Origin of the sequence: Polaribacter sp. Z022, assembly GCF_023555495.1 — a bacterium.
Classification (GTDB): domain Bacteria; phylum Bacteroidota; class Bacteroidia; order Flavobacteriales; family Flavobacteriaceae; genus Polaribacter.
Window position 1 is genome coordinate 1 of record NZ_JALCZO010000042.1, and the last position, 686, is coordinate 686.

Sequence of the window (686 nt, forward strand, 5' to 3'; positions counted from 1 at the left end):
ACGTTGGCAGTAATTGACGAAAATCATCAATATAATAGAATTATTTAGAAAACAATTTGAATGAAAATTGACAAATTATTATTTGAAAAATCTTTAGAAATCATTAAATATAATTACACTAAAAATGTAGTGAAAGTCAATGAAAAAAATCTTGAGTTTTTTAAAGACATTGGATTGAATTCAGAATTAGTTGAATTCCTCAAACAATTTTCTTTTCTACAGTATCTGAATTTTGGCGGAATTTATTTTTCTTGTGTAAATGAAATAAGAACTGAAAATATAGAAAAAGAAAATAAGAATATTTATAAGAGAAAATTACTTATTGTTGGAAGTGGAATGAATGGAGATCCAATCGTTCTGAATTTTGAAACTATGAAAATGGGATATGTTTTTCACGATGAATTATGGGAAAATGAAGAAATTGAAAATTTAGATTCTATTTATATAAATCTAAATTTAAGTATTGGAGAATTTTACTATAAGAAAATGAGTGAACCGAATTTCCCTATTGATGCTTATGAAGCTGAAGAATATATGAAAAAATAACTACTGCCAACACCGTGTATAAAAAATTGCTTATTTTTAGCTTAATCAAAAATTGTTGCTTTTTTAATCTTGTCTTAATTTTCCTTCGGAAAATCAGCCAATCTTAAAATCGCAACTTCATTATACACAAACACGTTGTG

At 25.2% G+C, this 686-nt stretch carries 1 protein-coding gene; it reads left to right on the plus strand.

The genetic code is table 11. The features are described from left to right. Positions 1-60: 60 nt before the first annotated feature. Complete coding sequence (locus MPF13_RS15505) at positions 61-546, plus strand: hypothetical protein (protein ID WP_249983674.1); 486 nt, start codon at positions 61-63, stop codon at positions 544-546. The last annotated feature ends 140 nt before the right edge of the window (positions 547-686 follow it).